This is a genomic window from Acidimicrobiales bacterium (assembly GCA_036273495.1).
GTDB lineage: Bacteria > Actinomycetota > Acidimicrobiia > Acidimicrobiales > JAJPHE01 > DASSEU01.
Map to the genome: position 1 here is coordinate 1 of DASUHN010000260.1, position 4248 is coordinate 4248.

Annotated in this window: 5 protein-coding genes; all 5 read right to left on the reverse strand. The window is 73.4% G+C overall.

What is annotated here, in order from left to right; genetic code table 11:
- Positions 1 to 186 precede the first annotated feature (186 nt).
- Complete coding sequence (locus VFW24_11320) at positions 187 to 918, reverse strand: SDR family oxidoreductase (protein ID HEX5267354.1); 732 nt, start codon at positions 916 to 918, stop codon at positions 187 to 189.
- Positions 919 to 924: 6 nt separating this feature from the next.
- Entirely contained in the window at positions 925 to 1644 is a 720-nt protein-coding gene (locus tag VFW24_11325) for a glycosyltransferase family 2 protein (protein ID HEX5267355.1), read from the reverse strand.
- A gap of 28 nt (positions 1645 to 1672) precedes the next feature.
- A complete protein-coding gene (locus tag VFW24_11330) occupies positions 1673 to 2623 on the reverse strand; it encodes a CoA ester lyase (protein ID HEX5267356.1) in 951 nt (316 codons plus the stop codon).
- Between the two features lie 10 nt (positions 2624 to 2633).
- Positions 2634 to 3830: a hypothetical protein gene (locus VFW24_11335; protein ID HEX5267357.1), complete on the reverse strand. Its 1197-nt coding sequence runs from the start codon at positions 3828 to 3830 to the stop codon at positions 2634 to 2636.
- Positions 3827 to 4248 (reverse strand): hypothetical protein (locus tag VFW24_11340; GenBank protein HEX5267358.1); only part of this gene is annotated, 422 nt, incomplete at its 5' end. The genes VFW24_11335 and VFW24_11340, both read right to left, overlap by 4 nt.

Sequence of the window (4248 nt, forward strand, 5' to 3'; positions counted from 1 at the left end):
ACGCAGCATGCGGTGGTTTGGAGCCTCCCCCCACCGGGCGGCTCCGGAGGGCCTACCTCCATCTCTCGCACAGCACGGCATGCTGGAGCGCTGCCTAGGTCACCATCTGACGCTCCTTTCTGCCTTCGTGGCACACCGGACCATGTGAAACCGGAGTAGTAGGGGAGCTCTCCGCTTCCCCGGCTTCTACGGTTGGGCGGCCGTCGCTCCCCCGTCCACGACGAGCGTCGTGCCGGTTATGAAGCCGGCGGCCTGGGAGCACAGGAAGGCGACCGCCTTGCCGAAGTCCTCGGGATCCCCCATCGGCCCGCCCCCACCCCCGCCCAGCTGCTTCATCCGCTCGGTGGCGTGGGCGCCGGGGCAGGCCAGGTTGATGGTGATGCCCCGGGGGAGCAGCTCCCGGCACGCGGTGCGCACCCACGCGTAGAGGGCGGTGCGCGCCACGTTCGACAGGGACAGCGACGGGATGGGCAGCACCACGCTGTAGGACGTGATGCAGCAGATCCGGCCCCATCCCCCGGCGGCCATGTGCCGAGCGGCGGCGCGCACCAGCCGGACCGACGCCAGGAGGTTGGCGTTGACGGCCGCCTCGATGGCGGCGTCGTCCACCGCCAGGGCCGGGCCGGGGGGCGGGCCCCCGTTGTTGGCGACGACGACGTCGAGGCGCCCCCAGCGGCCCACGGCCTCCTCGACCAGGCGGGCCGGCGCCTCGGGGTCGTTGAGGTCGGCCTCGGCCACCTCGCACTCGCCGCCGCCGGCGGCCACGACCGAGCGCCGGGCCGCCTCGAGGCTCTCGGTGCTGCGGGAGGCGAGCAGGACCCGGGCGCCGTCCCCGGCGAGGGCGCGGGCGGAGGCGAGGCCGAGGCCCTTCGAACCGGCCGTCACCAGCGCCACCCGGCCGTCCAGGCCCAGGTCCATGCCCGCTCAGGCCTCCACGGTGAGGCGGCGCAGGTAGTACCAGTAGGTGCGCAGGTGGACGACCCGCAGCACCGACAGCAGGTCCCAGAACATCCGGCCCGTGCGCCGGTAGCCCTCGAGGAACCCGAACTTGTCGCGCTTGGTCCGGTGGGTGACGCCCCGCATGACCCGCGCCGTGGTGGGGCAGCCCCCCGCGGCCACCACCTCGTTGATCATCATCTCGATGGTGTACCCCTCTCGCTTGGAGGTGGGCACGGCGTCGAACACCCACCGGGGGATGATCCGCTCCCCCGAGGTCGGCGGGAGGCGCACGACCAGACGGTTGAGCCAGCCGTAGTCGAAGCAGCCGAGCGACATCACCGCCCGTCCGTCCAGGTAGGGACGGGCTATCTCGTCGAGGTGGTCGCTCGTGATCCCCAGCAGGTCGGCGTCGACGAACAGGATCGTCTGGGCGTCGCTGGCCTCCACCCCCATCTCCATGGCGTGGGCCTTCGAGCCCTCGGCACGCGCCAGGGCGTTGCCCACGACGGCGGCGTCCCCGAGGTCGCGCCGCACCACCTTGGCGCCGGCGGCCGCCGCCCGCGCCGCCGTGTCGTCCGCCGAGCCGTCGTCGACGACGATGACCTGGCGGAGCCAGTCGCAGCCGAGGCACGCCTCCACCACCGACGCCACCGTCTGCTCCTCGTCGCGCGCGGGTACGACCGCGTCGATCGACGGGACGGTCACGCGCTCGGGAGGGGCCGGGCCGGCGCGGTCAGGCCGGCGAGCGGCGCAGGCCGGCGCGCTCACCGCGCACGAGGAACTTGCGGGCCATCTTCCGGCTGGCTTCGTCGATCATCTCGTCGCCGAACATCACCGCGCCCTTGCGCTCACCCGGCGCGCCCTGGGTCGTGGCCTGCTCGTAGGCATCGAGGATGGCCCACGCCCGGTCGAACTGCTCCTGGGTCGGGGAGAACACCTCGTTGAGGATGGTCACCTGGTCGGGGTGCAGCGCCCACTTGCCGTCGTAGCCGAGGATCTTGGTCCGGTTGCAGTAGTCACGGAAGCCGTCCGGATCCCGTACGTACAGGTAGGGGCCGTCGATCACCTGCAGGCCGTTGGCCCGTCCCGCCATCAGGATCTTGGAGAACACGTAGTGGAAGTGGTCCCCGGGATAGTCGGGGATCTGCACCCCGCCGGTGAGCACCGGCATCTCCATCGAGGCGGCGAAGTCGGCGGGCCCGAAGATGATCGTCTCCAGCCGGGGGGACGCGGCGCAGATCTCCTCGACGTTGATCAGGCCCCGGGTCGTCTCGATCTGGGCCTCGATGCCGATGTGGCCGGCGGGCAGCCCCGCCTTCTGCTCGACCTGGGTGAGCAGGAGGTCGAGGGCCACCACCTCGGCCGCGCTCTGCACCTTGGGCAGCATCACCTCGTCGAGGCGCTCCCCGGCCTGGCCGACCACCTCGATGACGTCGAAGGCCGTCCACTCGGTGTCCCACGCGTTGATGCGGACGCAGAGGACCCGGTCCCCCCAGTCCTGATTCTTGATGGCGTCGACGACCTTGCCCCGCGCCGCCTCCTTCTCGAGGGGCGCGACCGAGTCCTCGAGGTCGAGGAAGGTCATGTCGGCGGGAACGGTCGGGCCCTTCTCCAGGAAGCGTTCGCTCGAGCCCGGCACCGAAAGACAGGAGCGGCGGGGCAGGTCTCTCGTGCGTTGCGACATGGCCGCGATGCTAAGTGGGAGGCGGCGGAGCCGACAAAGACAGGTCGGCCGGAACCAGCTGCTCGCTGATCAGGCGGGAGAACCGGTCGGGGTGTCCGCCGACGAAGGCCCGGCACAGCCGGAAGCCCTCGACGTAGCAGGTGACATAGGCCCGCCACGTCGGATCGAGAAGGAAGGCCACCGACTTCTCGGCCCGCTCCCGGGTGGTGAGCGACCAGCGCGCCACGTAGTCCACCACCTCGTCGGGCGGGGCACCGTCCTCGTGCAGGAGGAAGGCGGCGTTGGCGCGCACCCAGCCGAGCTCCTCGCCCGACCGGGACACCGCCGCGGCCACCTCGGCGTCGTAGCGGATCCCGAGGGGCCGGAGGTGGCCGGCCACGACCGGCTCGGGCCGTTCCCCCATCACCACCTCCAGACCGAGGTCGGCCAGGCCCTCGGCCAGGAGGCACTGCGGGGTCCCCACCAGGAAGATCGACTCCTCCAGCCACCGCCGGCCCCGCACCAGGCCCACCTCCTTGCGGCTGTGCTCGGTGTGGTGGCCGGGGTAGGCCTCGTGGGCGACCAGGTGGGCCAGGTTGGTCGACAGGACCGGCAGGTCGACGTTCACCGCGACCCGGCTGCGCAGCTCCCCGAGGTAGTAGTTGAAGCCCGACCAGGGCTGGTCGGTCACCAGCTCGAAGTCGACCCGCTCCCCGTCGGGCAGCCCGAACTGCACCCGGGTCCTCTCCCGCAGGTCCTCGCACAGCGAGTCGATGGCCCGGGAGAGGAGGTCCCGGGGGACGGCCTGGGCCTCCCGCCACTCCACGAACCGCTCCGCCAGCGGGCCCGGGCCGGGCAGGACGCGCTCCAGGCGCTCGTGGGCGGCGGCCAGCACGTCGTCGTCGACCCGCCGGGGGCGGACCCCGTAGCAGAGCTCGACCTCGTCGGCGTAGCCGATGGCCTCCCCGGCCAGCTTCCGGGCGGTGGTGCGCAGGCCCGTCACCTGGGCCCGCAGCCACCGCCGGCGCCCGTCCTCCAGCGCCTGGTCGGCGTCGAGGGCCGCCAGCAGCTCCCCCGCCCGCCGGGCCAGCTCGGCCGCGGGGACCGGCTCCCCGGCCGCCGCCCGCCGGGCCGGCTCGGGAGGCCCGTAGTAGGCGTCGACCATCCCGTCGACGTGGCGCCCCAGGGCCAGGCCGAGCTCGATGTAGGAGTCGACCAAGGGGCTCACCCGCTGATCCGGAGCAGCTCGGGGGCCACCGGGCAGTCGGCGGCCGCGCCCAGGTCGGCGGGGGCGCGCTTGCCGCCCGGGCCCACCACCACGTCGACCAGGTCGACCGGGACCAGCTCGAAGGCCCGGTCCCACGGCTCCTCGCCGTGGGCGTCGATGTGCGACAGCTGGGCGTCCCACAGCCGCCCGGGCAGCACCCGGCCCACGCCCGCCACCGCCCAGACGGGGATGCCGGCCTGGCGGGCCACGGCGGCGGCGGCGTGGGACCCGGGGCAGGCCAGCAGCCCGGCCGTGCCCGCCGACACCCCGGCCGACACCGCCTCGATCAGCACCAGTCCCGCCACCACCACGGCGGCGGCCGCCCCGGCCGCGGGCACATCCCACGCATCGACCCCGGACGCCGACAGGCGGCGGGCCA

Coding starts and splice junctions, on each gene's coding strand:
- VFW24_11330 (HEX5267356.1), bottom strand. CDS start 2,623: ATGTCGCAACGCACGAGAGACCTGCCCCGCCGCTCCTGTCTTTCGGTG.
- VFW24_11320 (HEX5267354.1), bottom strand. CDS start 918: ATGGACCTGGGCCTGGACGGCCGGGTGGCGCTGGTGACGGCCGGTTCG.